This window comes from Mycobacterium sp. ACS1612 (genome assembly GCF_001667505.1).
Taxonomy (GTDB): domain Bacteria; phylum Actinomycetota; class Actinomycetes; order Mycobacteriales; family Mycobacteriaceae; genus Mycobacterium.
The window spans coordinates 91,354-108,427 of record NZ_LZHZ01000060.1 but is presented as its reverse complement, the minus strand read 5'-3'; the positions used below and the strand labels follow the sequence as shown (position 1 = coordinate 108,427).

The following is a 17,074-nucleotide window of genomic DNA, read 5'->3' as shown; positions in this document are numbered from 1 at the left end:
TGGCGACCCGTGATGATCACCCTCGACCATGTGTCAAAGCAGTACAAGTCGTCGGCGCGGCCGGCGCTCGACAACATCTCGGTCAAGATCGACAAGGGTGAGTTCGTCTTCCTGATCGGTCCGTCCGGCTCTGGCAAGTCGACGTTCATGCGGCTGCTGCTGGCCGAGGAGCACCCGTCGTCGGGCGACATCCGGGTGTCCAAGTTCCACGTCAACAAGCTCAGCGGACGGCACATTCCGAGCCTGCGGCAGGTCATCGGCTGCGTCTTCCAGGATTTCCGGCTGCTGCAACAGAAGACGGTGTTCGAAAACATCGCGTTCGCGCTCGAGGTAATCGGAAAGCGCGGTGAGGTGATCAACCGGATCGTGCCCGACGTGTTGGAGATGGTCGGGCTGTCCGGCAAGGCCAACCGGCTGCCCGGTGAACTGTCCGGCGGCGAGCAGCAGCGCGTCGCGATCGCCCGTGCGTTCGTGAACCGGCCGCTCGTGCTGCTTGCCGACGAGCCGACAGGAAACCTGGACCCCGAGACCAGTAAAGACATCATGGATCTGCTCGAGCGGATCAACCGCACCGGGACCACGGTGCTGATGGCCACCCACGACCACCACATCGTTGACTCGATGCGTCAGCGCGTCGTCGAACTCGAGCTCGGCAGGCTCATCAGAGACGAGCAGCGCGGCGTCTACGGAATGGACCGCTAAGTGCGCTTCGGCTTTCTCGTCAATGAAGTTCTGACCGGACTTCGCCGCAACGTCACCATGACGATCGCGATGATCCTGACCACCGCGATCTCGATCGGGCTGTTCGGCGGCGGGCTGCTGGTGGTGCGGCTGGCCGACCAATCGCGCAAGATCTATCTCGATCGCGTCGAGAGTCAGGTCTTCCTGACCAACGACGTGTCGGCCAACGACCCAACCTGTGATGGCGATGCGTGTAAGGCGTTGCGCGCGAAGATCGAAGCCCGCGAGGACGTGAAGTCGGTGCGGTTCCTCAACCGCGACGACGCCTACAACGACGCGATCCGCAAGTTCCCGCAATACAAGGACGTGGCGGGTAAGGAGGCGTTCCCGGCGTCGTTTATCGTCAAGCTCGACAATCCCGAGCAGCACAAGGACTTTGACGAGGCGATGGTCGGGCAGCCGGGCGTGCTCAATGTGCTGAACCAGAAGGATCTGATCGACAGACTCTTCGCGGTGCTCGACGGGATCAGCAACGCGGCGTTCGCGGTGGCGTTGGTGCAGGCGGTCGGCGCTGTGCTGTTGATAGCCAACATGGTTCAAGTCGCGGCCTATACACGTCGCACCGAGATCGGCATCATGCGATTGGTGGGCGCCACCCGCTGGTACACCCAGCTGCCGTTCCTGGTGGAGGCCATGCTGGCCGCGTTCATCGGCGTGGTGATCGCGATCGTCGGCCTGATCGTGGTGCGCGCGCTGTTCCTGGAGAACGCGCTCAACCAGTTCTACCAAGCGAACCTGATCGCCAAGGTCGACTACGCCGACGTGCTGTACTTCAGCGCGCCGCTGATGTTGCTCCTCGGTTTGGCGATGTCCGGCATCACCGCCTACGTCACGCTACGTCTGTACGTTCGAAGATAGCCATGGCAAAGGCAAAGAAAGCCGACCCGTCGAGGTCGAACAACAAGGTCGTCGCGACGAATCGCAAAGCGCGGCACAACTATTCGATCCTCGACACCTACGAGGCCGGTATCCAGCTGGTGGGCACCGAGGTCAAGAGCCTGCGCGAGGGGCAGGCGTCGCTGGCCGACGCGTTCGCCACCGTCGACGACGGCGAGATCTGGCTGCGCAACCTGCACATCCCGGAGTATCACCACGGCACGTGGACCAACCATCCGCCGCGGCGCAACCGCAAACTGCTGTTGCACCGCAAGGAGATCGACAATCTGGTCGGCAAGGTCCGCGACGGAAACCTGACGCTGGTGCCGCTGTCGCTGTACTTCACCGACGGCAAGGTCAAGGTCGAACTCGCGTTGGCCCGCGGTAAACAGGCGCACGACAAGCGGCAGGACATGGCCAAGCGGGACGCGCAGCGCGAAGTGACACGAGAACTCGGGCGCCGCGTCAAGGGCATGCGCTGATCGGCCTCGAGGGGCCGGCCTTCGCGCTGACCTCGGCGTTCGGCTACGGCGTCAGCGACTTCATCGGTGGTTTGGCGTCCCGTCGGGTGGCCGCGCTGCGGGTGGTGCTGGTGTCCTATCCGCTCGCGCTGCTGATCCTGACGGTGTTGGCCACGATCGTCGGCGGCCAGGTCGACCACCGCGCGGTGTTGTGGGGCGGCCTGTGCGGTGTCACCCAGGCGTTCGGCATCTGGTGGTTCTACGCGGCGCTCGGTTCGGGGCCGATCTCGGTGGTGTCGCCGCTGACCGCGATCCTGGTGGCCGGCATCCCGGTCGGGGCGGGCCTGGCGCTGGGGGAGCGGCCGGGCCTGACCGCGGCCGCCGGTGTGGTGGTCGCATTGATCGCGGTCGTGCTGGTGTCGCGGCAGGCCACCGATGAAGACGCGACGCCACACCGGTTCACCCCGACCGTGGCGTGGTTGACAGTCGGATCCGGCGTCGCATTCGGCCTCAATTTCGTGATGATTCACCAGGCGCCGGCCAGCGCCGAGCTGTGGCCGTTGGTGTTCGCGCGCCTGTCTGCCAGCGTGCTCATGTTCGTCATTGCCGCCGTCAGCGCGAATCTGCGCCCGCCGACCGGCACGCCGTTGAAGCTCGCCGTGCTGGCCGCGGTGTTGGACGCGACGGCCAACATCGCGATGTTGTTGGCGCTGCACGCGTCGCTGTTGTCGTTGGCCGGGGTGCTGATGTCGCTGTATCCGGCGGTGACGGTGATGTTGGCGATCGTGGTGCTGCGCGAACGGGTGACGGTGTGGCAGGCGGTCGGCATGGTGCTGACGGTCGTCGCGGTCGCGATGATCGCGATCGGCTGACGCCCCCCTCGTCCCCGCCGCGAGCGACCATGTCTGTACGTCGACACGCCGCCTTTCTGTGTACAAAAGCGGTCGCTCGCGCGCCGCGAGGGCTACGTTCTGCCCAATGAGCCCCCGACCCGTGACGACTCTCGACAAATCCGACGTCCTTGCCGGCCTGTTCGCGGTGTGGGAGGAGATCGACACGGTCCTCTCAGGCTTGGCCGATGAGCAGTGGCGAGCGCAGACCCCGCTGCCCGGGTGGACGGTTCACGACGTGACGGCGCACCTGACCGGCACCGAATCGATGCTGCAGGGCGCCGCGCCGCCCGAGGCCGACATCGACGTCTCGACTCTCGGGCATGTCCACAACGACATCGGCGTGCTGAACGAGCGGTGGGTGCGCAAGCTGCGTGGCATCCGGCCCGCCGATCTGCTCGATGAGTTCCGCACCACGACCGATCGTCGCCGCGTGCAGTTGGCCGCGATGAGCGACGACGATTGGAATCAGATCACCGCGACGCCCGCGGGCCCGGACACCTACGGGCGGTTCATGCGGGTGCGCGACTTCGACTGCTGGATGCATCTGCACGATGTCCGCGACGCCCTCGACCAGCCGGCAGCGGATCCGACGGGCCCGGCCGCGCAGTTGGCCCTCGACGAGATGACCGCCAGCATGGGCTTCGTCGTCGGCAAGCTCGGCGGGGCGCCGGAGGGGTCGCGGGTGGCCATCGAGCTGACGGGTCCGCTGGCCAGGACGATCGATGTCGCCGTCGAAGGCAGGGGTCAGGTGGTCGACGACTTCGGGGGCGAGAAGCCGACGGCGACCATCACCCTGGACGGCCTGCTGTTCACCCGGCTGGCAGGCGGCAGGACCGCCGTCGACCATGGCGCGGTCGCGTACGGCGGTGACGAGGCCGTGGGCAGGCGGATCGTCGAGCACCTCAATTTCGTCATTTAGCTGGAATTATTTAATGCCTGGCCAGCGTTGAAACGGCCGCTAGAATGGAATGTCCCGCCGAACGCCGGCGGGATCGCGACACAGACAGGGGGCTGAACGGTTTCGACTTCGCGCATCGAATCAAGGGAAGCGTGCCGGTGCAGGCAAGAGACCACCGTAAGCGTCGTTGCAACCAATTAAGCGCCGATTCTCATCAGCGCGACTTCGCACTCGCTGCCTAAGCGACTGTGAGTCCGTCAGTCCGGGAACGCCCTCGACCCGGATCCTGGCGTCATCTAGAGGGATCAACCGATGAGTTCGGTCGCGGGACTCATCGGGACACCAAACAGCGACTGGGATCGTCATCCTGACTTGTTCGCGTGATCAGGAGATCCGAGTAGAGGCATAGCGAACTGCGCACGGAGAAGCCTTGAGGGAATGCCGTAGGACCCGGGTTCGATTCCCGGCAGCTCCACTTTTGACGTACAGACAACTTCATATCTGAGACCTCCTTTCCGACGAGCAAAAGTGTCATACCCGTGGAGTACCACTGGATGCACAGTCGGCGAGGAGGTTTCTTCATGCGGATAGTCGTCGTCCAGAGAAGCGCCCATGCGGGCGAAACACTGCGCGCTCCCGACGGCGCGGCATCGCTCCCGTGGTCGTCGGTTGTACAGACGCTCGACCGCCACGACGTCCCGGACGGCCTTCCATTCATCATCGACGACGACGGCTCGCTGACTAGCTGCAACCGACTCAACACCTACCTCCTGACCGCGTGGCGCCAACGCGCCTACGACCTCGACAGCCTGCGGAGCTTCCACACCTACCACCTCGCCCGGCTGCTGCGGTTTGTCCGCCAGCGCCGCGGCGGGGATTTGGTGGACCTCACCGCCGCCACGACCGAGGATCTGACCGCTTATCGCGATGCCCGCCAGCAAGAAGTCCAGGACACCACGCTGGCCACTGAATTCGGCTGTTTCTCCTCCTTCTTCTATTTCGCGACCCAGGTCGGCTGGATGGAGAAAGACCCGATCCCGCGCTGGGGCCGCAACAACCGCAACACCCTCATTTTCCGGACACGACATCAACGTCGAGCGCGCTTCCTTACGGCGGCGCAGACCAAGCACTTCCTCGAAGTTGGCGTGCGTGGTGACGGCTGCGAGCCGGCGAGCGCACCTGGGTACCCGGAGCGGGACTACGCGTACGGGCTGTTGCTCGCAACTACTGGCCTGCGACGTGAGGAGTGCGCGCTTCTCGTCGACGCCGAGGCTCCGGTCCCGGAGACGATGGGATCGGAGTCCATCCACGTCTTCGATCGGCTCGGCAAGAAGCAGGTGGTCCGGTCTGTCTACGTCACCGCACAGGTAGCTCACGCCGCCGATCTCTACCGCCAGACTGAACGGCACCGCATCGTGCAGGCGGCCCAACGCGGCCTCCGCGCCAAGGTCCGCGACGGTTCACTGCTGGTGATCGACGATCTGGTCGAGCGGCGGGGAAAGCTCTACGTCGCCGTTGGGTCCCAGCGCATTCCGTTGGTTCGGTTCAGCAACAAGGACCGCGCCCGAGCGGTCCGGGTCCTTGACGACGGCACCATCGACCCACTCGCGTTGTTCGTCTCCCGTAACGGACTTGCGCCAGGCCTAGAGCGCTGGAATCAACTCTTCGCCGACGCCCGCGAACGAGTCCGCCAATCCGGCCACTCAGACCAGCCGCCACGCCACGTTCACGTCACACCACACACGATGCGACATTCCTACGCAGTCCGCATGCTTGCAGCTCTGATGAAGGAAGGACGGCAGCGCACCGGGGACCACTATCTGCTGCTGGCGAACCCGGTGCTGACCGTGAAAGAACTCCTCGGTCACGCCAGTGTCCAGACCACGATGCACTACCTCCATGCCGCGGAGACATGGACGGAAGACGTTCCGGTTGCGCTCGCGTCTGCCGCGGCGGGCATTGTCGGACACACCCATGCCGACCCCGGCGTCGACCCAGAGACCGTTGAGGACGACTGGGATGAGTTCGACACCGACGCAACCGATATGGGAATCTGATGAGGGGCTCGTACTCGACGCCAGACGTTCCCGAGGAGTCCGAAACACCTCTTATACCCAACGACGACCAGTTCACTTTTGAATGGTCTCTCTACGGCGACAAGAAATCTCAGACCATCAGGCCTGCCTCGTTCGAGACGCCGGTTATCGCAGCCGAGTTGGCGGCGACGTGGTTCCAGGTGCTCACGGAGTTCGGCCGGCATGAGGTCGCGCTGACCACCGGACTCCTGGATCTGCTGCGGTCGATGGGAGCGCTGCCGCTGACCCACGATCAGAAGGGCAAGTTCGCGCTGCGCGATCTGCGGCGAGCACACCTCGACCTGTGGGAACTCAACTTGCTCGCCCGACATCGAGAGGCGAAGTCGGACACTGCCTACCGCATGGTTGTCCATATCTTTGCTCTCCTGCGACGGCACGAAGACGACCATCCCGGGACGCTGCATGCGGACGTTGTCGACCGGTTGGTCCGGCAGCCCCGCCTGTGGCATCACCGAAACGAAGGTATGCCAGCACTGAGCGAGGAGGAGATCCGGGCCTGGCGACGGTGGGCTTACCAGAAAGTGAAAAGTGCTCTATCCCAACCGGATCGGGGTATATGCGACATCGACGTGCAGATTGCCGCGCACGTGCTACTCAGCCTCGCCACTGGTGAACCGCCCGAGGTCCTCCGCACCCTGACCGTTCATGACATTGAAGCCACCACCGCCCCCGCAGCGGATGACTCACTGCCTGGTTTGTCACCGACCGACAGACTCGGTTATCTCGCCGAGAACGACCTGATCGAACTGCTCCGAGTTCGATACACCAAGAACCGTGCACACGAGACCCACGACGAGGTATACGCCCGTCGCGACACCGCGCCGTTCACCGCGTTTCGCTGGGCGTTGATGCTCAACGCCCCTGCTCGAGTTGACTCCGGCAATCCGTTTCTCATCCTCATGAAGAACGAGCGCGGCAGCATCAGGCAGCCGCCTTGGCGGCGTGATCCGTACCTACTGTCTGCAGTTGCGGCTCGGAACGGCCTGCCGTTATCCGGACCGAACCATTGGGCACGACTGCGCAAGGTTGCTACCACACGCGAGGTGCTTGCCGACCCCAGGAGCTACCTGTCGAACGGACGCCGCCACTCCGCGGAAACCTTCTTCGGCCACTACACCAACAGCTCTGTACTCCGAGCCGAAGCTGGCCGCATCCTCATCGACAGCGTCAACGACATGTTCGACAGCGCCATCAAAGGTCCGACCATCGTCACCCCGGACGCTGAGCAAGCCATCCGAACCGGAGCCGACGCACCCGGCCTAGACGCCGTCACCGCCAGCGCGCTGGTGGCCGGTCAACTCGACGGACCGCATGCCGGATGCCGCGACCCTCTCGACAGTCCCTACGAGAAGAAGGGCACCGTTTGTACCAAGTCCATCACCGGTACCTGCTTCGCGTGTCCTAACGCCCTCATCACGCTGCACCACCTGCCGGCCGCCCTCGCGATCCAGGACATGACACATCCCGGCCGCGCCGCCGACCCGAGAACCTGGCAGACGCACTGGAAACCCATCTACGACACGATCACAGAGGTAGTCCTGCCCGCCTTCACACCCGAGCAAGTCCAGGAAGCCCGCAAGCTCGCGAGCCGGACACCGATCGACGCCGGCGTCCTCAACGACATGCGCGGCGTTTCGGAAGACCGGGCATCATGATGGCTGGAATTTCGCCGAGGAGCTCTGCGGCGGCGTGGAAGAACCCTTTCACAGCGGTGATGCGCGTCTGGCCTCGCCATGCCGGAAGTCCATGTTACGGCGACGAATCGTGGGATCTTGCCCCCGTATCGAGCCGCGTCAATATGGCCGAGCGATACATCCAATTCGTCAGCACCCCAGCCCAACACCGCACGACCATCAAGAACATCCTGATGACGCTGGCGGCCCCTGACCGCGAGACTGTTGTCAACGCTGGAGTTGTCCTCCGCGGTGATGGCACACCACCGGGCGGGGTGTACAACCACTTCCTCAAGTTGGTCGTGATCGCCAAGTGGTCTGAGGAGAGCGGAATCATCCGCTTCGTTGACTGGAGCCAGGCCGATGCTGATCACTTCCTGGATGACCTCCGCACAGGCCAACACCGTGCGGGCGGTGTGGGACTCAGTGCGACCGGTATCCGCGGATATGTTGCGACCCTGCGATTGCTCCGCGAATGCCACGCAGTCCTGCCCGATGCCCTGTCTTTCTTTCCCTGGGCGGGCCGCAGCGCATCCAATGTCGGCGGCGAAGTCACCCGCACCGAGAACACGACGCCGCCCCTCCCATGGGACACGTGGGCACCGCTGATCACCGCGTCATGGGCGATCGTCGACAGGTTCAGCGCCGACATCATCGCCGCGATCGAGACTCGGGCTGCACTGCCGAAGTCGCCTCGGGGACCCGCTGGGGCCAACGCCTACAACGCACTTCTCGACTGGACCGAGCAATACGGGCCGTTGCCCCTGCACACCGGATTCGGGCGCACCAATCATCAACGGGGCGAGGCGAATACGACGCTCTTGGAACGGTTACTCGGCATCAATGCCAACATCCTCAATCGCGCGAGCCACCAATACATGCCCGAGGCTGTCGCACTCATCACCAAAGCGGCAGCCGACCCGCAGCGGGCGACCTTTGGAGGGCTGCACATCCCGACTGCCGTTGTCTCTCACCCGGATGGGACCAGCAGCACGTGGGTCGACGAACTAGGCCTCGGCGAAACGGAATACCTCGAAAGCGTGCTCCGCGCAGCCTGTTACGTCCTCATCGCCAGCCTCACCGGCATGCGAGACAGCGAGATCCAGGAACTGACACGCGATAGCCACACCACCAAGGATGGACTCGCCGCACTCCGCAGCATCCAGCACAAGGGCAATGAGCGTCCAGACGGTGAGCGTCGAACGTGGTGGGCACCACGACCTGTCATTCGCACCGTCGAGGTATTGGGCGACCTCACCAGACACGACACTCACCTTTTCGCTCGCAGCGGCAGCAATGTCGGCTCCTACGTTCCGAATCGCGACATCACCAGGCTGATCGCGTTCATCAACGATGATCCTGCACACCGACCAGGACGCGGACGAGGACTCGGGCTTCAACACATCGCGATCCCCAACGGACAGGCCATCAACGCGACCTCTCTCCGCCGTGCCTTCAGCGTCTTTGCGACCACGCACCCTGGGGCCGAACTCGGACTAGGAATCCAACTAGGACACAGTGCGTGGCGGATGACCACCGGATACATGAGCGACGGACAACAACGGGCCGTACGCCTCATGGACGATGAACGCAAACGCGTCCTGCACACCGACGCGGCCGCGCTGTTGCACGACGACAGCCCGGTGGCCGGACCGGCGGCACACCACGTCACCGGATTTCGCGCACAGATCATCACCAACCCCGACCGTGCCGATCGACTTACCGCAACGCTCGCCGAGCGACTTCATCTGGGACTCACCAACGACTGCATGTGGAACCCGGCAACCAGTAGCTGCGGCGGCGACCGTCCGAAACTCGGAGACCACGTGTGCGTCGGAGTCGACTGCACCAACGCCCTACTTCGACCGGCACACGTCGGCGTGATCACGAGTGCCATCGATCGCATCGACGCCTACATCGATCAACATCGTGGCCATCCGGCCCTCATCGAGCAGATGCGCCGAGACCGCGCAAACCTCACGCGCATCCGTCGCGAACTTACGGCCGCCGACGACGCGGACGACCTCGATGACAACGACCTGGATCAGGAGAACGAACATGCCTAGCCCCACCCGCAAGCGCGTCAGCGACGCCGTGATGCAGGCCATCGCCGACGCCATCACCACCATCGAGAACAGCGCCGATATGCCGCGCACCAAACGGCAGATCGAAGCGATCACCGGCAGGAGCCACGACGCCGTCGCCCGCGCGTTCGTGCAGGACCGAACCGAGAGCAGCCCGTACCGGCTCAACAGCCGTTTCGAGCAGCTCACTGCGAATCTGACCAGAGGTGACAGCCTGAATGAAGCCGCTGCCCGCAGCGACCGGCAGACCATCGCCGAACTACGCCAGACGAACCGGGACCTACACAACCAACTCAACCAGTTCGCCACCGCGCTGTTCGCCCGGCACCTTGACAACCAGACCGAGGGACCCGAATTCGAACTAGTCACTCGAATTCGGCGGGGACAGCGAGGGGAGTGACCCGCCGGACGGGACTTCTCAGCCGGTGCCGTAGCTTTCGCGACAACTAGGTGAGCTTGAATAAGTTCGCCAGGTCGCCGCCTTGCCTGAGCCTCTGGATCTGCTGGCGGTAGTCATCCCGCCGCTGCGTCGTATGCGCATCAACAGGCTGTCCGGTGACGATGGCCCAAACCGTGGCGTTCAAGGCCATGCGCGCGAGGTAGACGGCGAAGTCGGCGATGGTTGCGCATGCCGTCTCGGACAGGACCCCGCCGTGGATCGCGGCGTTCCTGGTACGTCTGAGCCGTTCCACCCTGCTGCTGACGTGCTGCTTCTCCGCATCGAATGTCGTTCCGAGCACCGCAGGGTTGGTGAGGAACTCATCGGTCTCCGCCAGCTGCCGCGCCAACCGGTGGCCGGCGTAGACCGTCTTGAGCGCGGAAACGTGAGCCGGGGTCTTCAGTTTGTCGATACGCTCGCCGTATCCCGTGCGCACCGTGATGTCTTCCCGAATCACTCCCAGCTCAGGCGGCGTCGCCGCGCCCGGTGACCGATCGGGCCGGAGTTGCACCGCCGTGTACACGTCGTTCACCACACGGTTGGCGAGCGCCTCGACGGCGTACCCGTCACCGAAATACTCGACCGCGAAGTCGTACCAATTTAGACCGCCCGCGGGTGCCACCCAGGTGTTGCAGTGCTCGACGGCGCGGACTGCGGCCATGACGATCGCCTCCGGATCCGACCGTGGTGCTCGGTCGAGGGCGATCTCGAGACGCAGAACCCTTTGCAGCTCCTCGGCCGAGGCTGCTGTGATCACGTAGCCGTCGGCGGTCATCTCGTTCAGGCGGGTGGTGACGAAGTCGTTCTGGTAGAAGACGGGCTCGGGTAGCTGTTCCTTCAACCCCCAGCGCGGCTGGGAGGGGTACGTCGTTTTTCCGACTTCGAAGAAGAGGTGCCCGCCGAGCACTTTCCACATGTCGTCGGGGACGCGGACGACGGTCAACACGGTGTCGAGGTACATCCGTGCGATCTCCACGGCTCGATGGCGCTCGACGTTGCGGACCGTGACCCGCGCGTACACGAGCTGCGGGTCGAACTGGAAGCCGGTGTGGTCGTCGATCTCGTTCGACTGCTGGAGCTTGCGGATCTCGTCGGTCAGTAGCTCCTCGGGTACGACGTCGAGCTGACGTGCCAGCTCGTGGTCGGTGAGGGATCCCGCGAGCGTCGGTGCGTCGTAGAACGTGACATCACTGTGGGTGACGCAGGAAACCGCAGGAACGAAGGCCGGTGAGATGCGGAACCAGACCACGTACTCCCCGGCAGGTGGTGGCCCCGTGACGATGCACCGCTCAGCGAGATCGGCGAGTTGGTCTTCGGTCAGGTTTGACTTCGCGCGCGGATCGTAAGGCGTTGTCGTGTCGACCGGGTCGCCGACCATCGCCTGCGCGTACCGAACGTTGCTCGCGCTTCCCATCAGCACGTCGACGGCTGTGCCCACGGGGCTCCCGAAGCCGAGTCCCTGCTTGCGATACTCGCTTAAGCCGATCAGCGTGTCACGCAGGAATCGGATCCGCTCGTACGGGTACACGGTGTGGTCGAGGTTGCGGCACGCCGCGACCAGGTCCCGCCACGCAGCTACGAGTAGGTCGTCACCACCCAGAAGCGAGGTGAGTGCTGCGGCGACCGCGCCCACAACCGGGCGCCTGGTGTCGTCTAGACGCGCACCTCCGTTCGGGCCGGGCGCCAGCAGGTCGTTGATGATCGCGTGGTGGATCGCCTGGCCTGCTCCACCGACCAGCACGCTGGCTTCGGGTCCGATCCAGGCGAGGGCATCGGTTAGGTCGGCGGCCAGCGACAACCAATCGCGGCGATTCTGTTTGTCATGCGGCCGGGGGTCCGCGCAAGCGTCGGCGATCTCCGCAACGATCGCGGTCAGCGGCATGTGGCCCGACGTGCAGGTGACCAGATCGATCTTGCCGGTGTGCTCTCGCAGTTCCTCCAGCCACCGATCATGTTGCTCGAACATCGGTCAGACCTGCTGGGGGGGTGTCACCTTGGTGAGCACGTCGGTGACTGTAGGCGTTGCGCACAGCCTTGCGCTGGTTCCAGCGTGTCGTGTCGGTGCTCCGCGCGCCGGGTGCGCTAGTCCCGTGCATGCATCGAGCAGCTGGCCGTAGTCTTTCTCCGCTGTCCGCGTTCCGGGATCTCGCCGTGCTCGAACTGCCTGCCACGCACGCTAGGATCCGCGGCAAGGGTTGCGACGAGGTCGGTGAAGGCCGGCATGGTGAGGGAAGCTACTCCGGGCGAGCGACATCTTCGCCGGTAGGACGCTTCACAGCCACCGCGTCAGCTCCGCCATAGTCCGCGCGCCGGTCCCCGTAGGAAGCGGTGCTAGGTCCGCTCACGCAACGTTCAGTCCGCGGGCTGGGAGGGCAGGCCGGCAGGCAGATCGTCTGGCATTCGTCATGTTGGTCGCCGCGGCGTGCCAAACGGTTCCAGACTCGCCCTCGGCTGCGCCGAAGAATGTGGTCGACAAGTGCCTACCCTTGTCCGGTGAGTTTCACCGCCCTGCACCGTAGTCTCGGTCTCGCGCCGAGCGCACTGACCGATGAGATCCTCGATGCCGCAATCACAGCGGGCGTCGTCGAGACGGACGACCTCGACTGGAAGTCCGAGCTCTCGCCCGCGAAGGGCCTCCCACAGACCGACTTCCCCAAGGACATCGCGGCCATGGCGAATAGTGGCGGCGGCATGATCGTGTACGGGGTGGAGGAGGACCAGAAGGCTGCGACCGGCCGCAAGGACACCGGGGACCTAAGCGAAGTCCACCAGCGAGCTATCCACAGCGCTGCGATCACAGCGATCACACCGCCGGTGTTCGGACTCGAGATCCACCAGCTGGGCAGCAATCCCCGTGCGGTTGCGGTCATCGTTCCCGCCAGTGTGGACGGCCCTCACCTGATCTACCGCGGCGAGTACTTCGGTGCCCCGATCCGGAACAACGCCGACACCGTATGGATGAAGGAACGGCAGATCGAAGCCACGTACCGGGCACGCTTCGATGAGCAGCGCAGGTCCAACGAGGCGATCGACTCGTTGTACGCCGAGGCCACATCGGGCCGTGACACCGCGAACCGCGCCTGGCTGACCGCGGTCGCGCATCCACGTCTACCGGGGACGCTCGTTCGTCCCACACGTGAAGAAGCGCAAGCGATCTTCGGGCAGGCGGAGAAGATCGCGCTCAGCTACTCGAACCGCAAAGGCATGCACCCGCTCGGGAACATCGACCGCCTCAACCCGAGGCCGGGTCTGCGACGGTGGGTCGCTCCCAACAACGCCACCGGCGACAGTTCACGGTGGCGGGAGGCGTGGGTGAGCGTGCACCACGATGGCTCGGTCACCCTGGCGGCCGCCGTCGGAGGGCACCGGAGCGGAGGCGACAGCAAGTTCGAGGGCTGGGAGGTCGAGAGCCGCGCCATCGAAGCGGCCGTCGCGGATTTCGCCGCCCTTATCCGCGCGACAGCCGCCGGGCTGCACCACGGGGAGTACGGCGTGTGCGTCGGAGTCGCATGGACGGGCGCACATCCGCTCACGATATTGACCGTCGACGGACACGGATTCACGTATGACGGTGTCTCGACACCGCTTTCGAGCTACACGCCAGTGCGGTCTACGATCAATGCGGCCGCCTCTGACGCGGAGTTTCATCAACAGGTGCACGAGCTCGCGCAGGACTGCGTCAACCAGGGCGGGATCACCTATCTGCACGTGATCACGGATCCCGATCCGACGGAGACATAGGGCCGTGATGCTGCTCAAGTATCGGCCATCACGCCAAGGTCGAGTGAACGGTTCCGTGCACCCCCGATGTGTACGGTTCGGCACATGACTCAGAACACGACGAACCACACGCCAGGCGTCCCGCTCGATCCGTACACCGACCTCGCTGACACAGTCTTCCGGTTCGTCACCGCGGTGGAGGATCTGCTCAGGGACGAACTCGCGTATCCGTTCTCGGTCGGGAGTGACGCTCTACGCGACCACGCGGCCGATGAACAGCACCGCGGCATACGGATAAAGGACGCGTTGACCGGCCTGTCCGGGAGTCAGATCCGCGCCATCGGGGCGCAGTGTGACTTGCACTACGGGATTGCAGCGCTGTTGCCGGCGCCGAAGGTGTACTTCTCGCCGTTCCCGTTGGCGCGGACGTGCGCCGTGACAGCCGCGAAGGCGTGGTTCATCCTCGGCGGTGCGACGCGGGAGGAGCGACTGCAGCGCTACCTGAACGAGGAGCTGGATGCCCTCTACCGCACTCCATGGGACTTCAGCGACCCGGATGCGCGCGCGGAGATCGATGCGCGCACAGTCGATCTCGTGGCAGTCGGAGTGACTGCTGGTCTGCGTTCCGAACGTAAGCAGGGCGCGAAGGACTGGGAGGCTCCGTACTTGGTCCGTTCCGACCAGGGGAGCAAGGTGAAGCCGCCGTCGGAGACCGCCGTTGTGCGGGACATGTTCGAAGCGGCAGGGCTCGGCCAGCAGTCGGGCCTGCCGTACACACTGCTCTCGGCTGCGACGCACAGCCGCTTCCAGCACGCGGGCGTCTCGGAGTCCATTTTCACTGGCCGAACCGTGAACGGCGTGCGGACCACCGCGTTGCACTCGTCGCCGCGCACTACCGCCAAGGTGACCGCGCTCGCAGCGTTTGCGACTCGGATCCACCTCCTCGCTCTGGCGCGGTACGCGAACGTGTCGGAGGCGTGTGTGCAGGACCGCCTGCGAGACGCGCTCGCGGAGTGGTGCGCGATCGGCGGAGTCTCGGTGCCCGAGTGATCTACCGAGGTCGGAAAGTGGTCGAGAAGGAAGACATTCCTTGTCTCCACTGCGGATGAAAAGGCGTACTGGACAAGACGGAAGACACTGTGAATATGACAGTTAGCTCCACAACTTCAGATGCAGGCCAGAGACACGAGCTCTGGCCTCTTCTCTTTCCATCAACGAAAATTGCGTAGCGCGTCGTCGAGCGTGGCGTAGAGCGGCACGATGGCGTCGATTCCGAGCAGTTTCAGCGGCCTGCGGGTGGCAGCCCCTTCGGCCACCACCCCGAATCGGGCCGATATGCAACTCGCCTGCTCTCGAGCCTCGACCAGAACGCTCATTCCGATAGAGGCCAGGAAGTTCACATCCGTGAGGTCAACGATGATGCCGGCAGGCGTCTTTGCGAGTGCGTCGCCGATCGCCTCGGTGAAGCGTGCTGCGCTAAGCAGGTCGACCGCATCGCACACCGACAACACCACGATCCGGTCGATCCAACTTTCCCGTATTTCGAATTCGCCACGAACTGCGGAGGCGGTTGACGGGAACCTTTCGGCGCCGCGATCGGACACTGGGGAGCGCCTCTTGACCATTCTGACCACGACCATGGCTGCGAGCCCTTCTGGTTTCGCGCGCCGAGTCAGCGGGGGAAACCGGTGGCGGTCGAACGGTTGCTCGACACTGATACCAGTCAACTCCCGTTGGGAGGGTGCGGTTACACCCTTTAGGAGGTATTTCTGGCCGCCGAAGGAGCCGCCTAGGGCCCACCGCGCCAATGTTCGATTCGGTGATGGTCAGGCGTGAAGCCATGCTCCACGCCCCACAGGACTGCGCGGGTCCGGCTGCCGACTCCGATCTTGCGGTAGATCGCGCGGATGTAAGACTTCACGGTGTTGGGGCTGAGATATGTCAGCGCGGCGATCTCAGCGTTGCTCTTGCCCTGCGTGATGAGCGCAAGGATCTCCGATTCCCGATCGCTGAGCCCTTCGCCACGGCCGGGCCAGTCGAGCCCGATGGCGCTTCGCGGCCGCGCCGGCGGACTACTTATCACCGTCTCGCCGGCATGTATCGCCTCGAGGGCGGCCACCAACTCCCGCGCCGGGAGTGTCTTCGAGATGTAACCGTGCGCTCCCTTCTGCCGGGCACTGGCGATGAGGTCCGGATGAAAGTTCCAGGTGTAGACGACGACTCGGCGTGCGCGCGGGTTGGCAACCAAGACGGCAATCTCGTCGTGATCAGACTCGGGTTGGGCGAACGAGTCGTAGAGGACAATGTCGACGGCGTCAACGACAGGCTCGTTTGAATCCAACTCGGCGACGACGACACGGTCGCGGTACCGGTCGAACATTTTGGCCACCCCCATAAGCACCACGTCGTAGTCATCGACGATCGCCACGGTGATCGGGCCATTTGCGCGCGAGGCCATTCTCTTGAGACTAGCTACCGAAGGGTGTCGTTCCACCCTCCTTAAGGGTGAATCACTGACTACCGTCGAAGGCGTGTCCGATGAGGGTGATTATGTGCTGCTCCTCGATCTGGGTGGCGTGCTGTTCGACTTCGACGACGAGCATCGCGTTGATCGGCTGGGTGAGCTGTTCGGCCGCTCGGCGCAGCAGGTGAAAGAAGCATTGTGGGATTCGGGATTCAGTGCCGACGCGGACTCCGGCAGATATCCGACCGCGGCAGAGGTGCGTGTGCAGGTGCGCACCATCATGGGCTACTCCGGGTCCGATGAGAACCTCGACATCGCGTGGTGCAGCGCGTTCAAACCGGCCGAGGATGTCGTGGCGCTGGTCAGCCAAACAGCTGTGCCCCGTGGTGTTTTCACCAACAACGGGCCGCTGGAGGAGGAGGTGCTGACGCGGCTGTATCCGGAGGTATTCGCACTCTTCGATCGCTTGTTCTTCTGTCATCGACTGTCCGCGAACAAGCCGAATCCCGCTGTGTATGAAGAGGTTTCGGCGGAACTGTCCGTGCCGCGAGCACAGATTCGGTTCGCGGATGATGGCGAAGACAACGTGGAGGCAGCGCGCCGTGCGGGGTGGACAGCAGTCGCATACCGCACGATCGAGGACCTGTCCGAGCTGATACGCCAGTAACCCCGTCAACAGGCTTGGGCAACCCGCCGGTCTTGGCGGTCCATCTGGGGCAGGCTGAAGTG

General features: G+C 64.2%; 15 protein-coding genes and 1 other RNA gene. 13 read left to right on the top strand and 3 right to left on the bottom strand.

From position 1 onward, the window contains the following. Positions 1 to 12: 12 nt before the first annotated feature. The 10 genes from ftsE to A5724_RS23715 all read left to right on the top strand — a co-directional run bounded on the left by ftsE (position 13) and on the right by A5724_RS23715 (position 10,122). Positions 13 to 702 carry a cell division ATP-binding protein FtsE gene (gene ftsE, locus A5724_RS23765; RefSeq protein WP_067808158.1) on the top strand — a complete coding sequence of 230 codons (690 nt, stop codon included), beginning with the start codon at positions 13 to 15 and terminating at the stop codon, positions 700 to 702. Then, positions 703 to 1,599: a permease-like cell division protein FtsX gene (gene ftsX / locus A5724_RS23760; RefSeq protein WP_067808156.1), complete on the top strand. Its 897-nt coding sequence runs from the start codon at positions 703 to 705 to the stop codon at positions 1,597 to 1,599. It begins immediately after the preceding gene. A gap of 2 nt (positions 1,600 to 1,601) precedes the next feature. Further along, positions 1,602 to 2,099, top strand: a complete 498-nt coding sequence (smpB, locus tag A5724_RS23755; RefSeq protein WP_067808152.1) for an SsrA-binding protein SmpB — start codon at positions 1,602 to 1,604, stop codon at positions 2,097 to 2,099. Beyond that, positions 2,099 to 2,950 (top strand): EamA family transporter, encoded by an 852-nt coding sequence (locus A5724_RS23750; protein ID WP_197518767.1) that lies wholly within the window; start codon positions 2,099 to 2,101, stop codon positions 2,948 to 2,950. The genes smpB and A5724_RS23750 overlap by 1 nt, the downstream gene beginning before the upstream one ends. 106 nt (positions 2,951 to 3,056) lie before the next feature. After that, positions 3,057 to 3,890: a maleylpyruvate isomerase family mycothiol-dependent enzyme gene (locus A5724_RS23745; protein WP_067808148.1), complete on the top strand. Its 834-nt coding sequence runs from the start codon at positions 3,057 to 3,059 to the stop codon at positions 3,888 to 3,890. Between the two features lie 88 nt (positions 3,891 to 3,978). Next, positions 3,979 to 4,347, top strand: a transfer-messenger RNA (tmRNA) gene (gene ssrA, locus A5724_RS23740). Between the two features lie 103 nt (positions 4,348 to 4,450). Further along, on the top strand, positions 4,451 to 5,926 hold the full coding sequence (locus A5724_RS23735; RefSeq protein ID WP_067808145.1) for a tyrosine-type recombinase/integrase: 1,476 nt from the start codon (positions 4,451 to 4,453) through the stop codon (positions 5,924 to 5,926). Positions 5,927 to 6,171: 245 nt separating this feature from the next. Continuing rightward, positions 6,172 to 7,620 (top strand): hypothetical protein, encoded by a 1,449-nt coding sequence (locus A5724_RS23725; protein ID WP_232004955.1) that lies wholly within the window; start codon positions 6,172 to 6,174, stop codon positions 7,618 to 7,620. Positions 7,621 to 7,763: 143 nt separating this feature from the next. Then, on the top strand, positions 7,764 to 9,704 hold the full coding sequence (locus tag A5724_RS23720) for a hypothetical protein (protein ID WP_067808137.1): 1,941 nt from the start codon (positions 7,764 to 7,766) through the stop codon (positions 9,702 to 9,704). Next, positions 9,697 to 10,122: a hypothetical protein gene (locus tag A5724_RS23715; RefSeq protein ID WP_067808134.1), complete on the top strand. Its 426-nt coding sequence runs from the start codon at positions 9,697 to 9,699 to the stop codon at positions 10,120 to 10,122. The genes A5724_RS23720 and A5724_RS23715 overlap by 8 nt, the downstream gene beginning before the upstream one ends. A 46-nt stretch (positions 10,123 to 10,168) precedes the next feature. Here the strand turns inward: A5724_RS23715 and A5724_RS34735 are convergent, their stop codons facing one another. Continuing rightward, positions 10,169 to 12,127 (bottom strand): hypothetical protein, encoded by a 1,959-nt coding sequence (locus A5724_RS34735; protein ID WP_232004954.1) that lies wholly within the window; start codon positions 12,125 to 12,127, stop codon positions 10,169 to 10,171. 527 nt (positions 12,128 to 12,654) lie between these two features. Between A5724_RS34735 and A5724_RS23705 the strand changes: the two genes are divergently transcribed. Together A5724_RS23705 and A5724_RS23700 are read left to right on the top strand one after the other, a co-directional pair. Continuing rightward, complete coding sequence (locus A5724_RS23705; RefSeq protein ID WP_067808131.1) at positions 12,655 to 13,902, top strand: helix-turn-helix domain-containing protein; 1,248 nt, start codon at positions 12,655 to 12,657, stop codon at positions 13,900 to 13,902. 84 nt (positions 13,903 to 13,986) lie between these two features. Further along, positions 13,987 to 14,931 carry a hypothetical protein gene (locus tag A5724_RS23700; RefSeq protein WP_067808126.1) on the top strand — a complete coding sequence of 315 codons (945 nt, stop codon included), beginning with the start codon at positions 13,987 to 13,989 and terminating at the stop codon, positions 14,929 to 14,931. Between the two features lie 161 nt (positions 14,932 to 15,092). Here A5724_RS23700 and A5724_RS23695 read toward each other — a convergent pair whose 3' ends face one another. Beyond that, complete coding sequence (locus A5724_RS23695; protein WP_067808353.1) at positions 15,093 to 15,485, bottom strand: STAS domain-containing protein; 393 nt, start codon at positions 15,483 to 15,485, stop codon at positions 15,093 to 15,095. A gap of 185 nt (positions 15,486 to 15,670) precedes the next feature. After that, on the bottom strand, positions 15,671 to 16,339 hold the full coding sequence (locus A5724_RS23690; RefSeq protein WP_067808124.1) for a response regulator transcription factor: 669 nt from the start codon (positions 16,337 to 16,339) through the stop codon (positions 15,671 to 15,673). On the opposite strand from A5724_RS23690, the gene A5724_RS23685 reads away from it, so the two are divergent. After that, complete coding sequence (locus A5724_RS23685) at positions 16,311 to 17,012, top strand: HAD-IA family hydrolase (protein ID WP_156752425.1); 702 nt, start codon at positions 16,311 to 16,313, stop codon at positions 17,010 to 17,012. The two genes, A5724_RS23690 and A5724_RS23685, sit on opposite strands and share 29 nt — an antisense overlap. Positions 17,013 to 17,074 lie beyond the last annotated feature (62 nt).